Consider the following 242-nt stretch of genomic DNA (forward strand, 5'->3'; position numbering starts at 1 on the left):
CTCGGACAGGGGGTATCCTCTACGCCGATTCAGCAGATCACAGCCCTTTCGACGGCGATTAACGGGGGTAAGTTATTCAGGACGCATGTCGCCAAATCATGGATAGAGTCCGAAACGGGGCGAGTGGTCGTAACGGTCAAACCGGAGCTGGTGGATACGGTAATCTCGGAAGCGACGTCGACGCAAGTCCGTGAGGCACTGGAAAGCGTCGTGGCGAAAGGGACCGGCGGAAATGCGTTCAT

At 57.0% G+C, this 242-nt stretch carries 1 protein-coding gene; it reads left to right on the top strand.

Translation table 11 applies throughout. The features are described from left to right. A partial coding sequence (locus KVT34_RS30945) for a penicillin-binding transpeptidase domain-containing protein (RefSeq protein WP_254635261.1) occupies positions 1–242 on the top strand: 242 nt, incomplete at both ends.

It is taken from the genome of Paenibacillus sp. GbtcB18 (genome assembly GCF_019091125.1).
GTDB classification, from domain to species: domain Bacteria; phylum Bacillota; class Bacilli; order Paenibacillales; family NBRC-103111; genus Paenibacillus_F; species Paenibacillus_F chitinolyticus.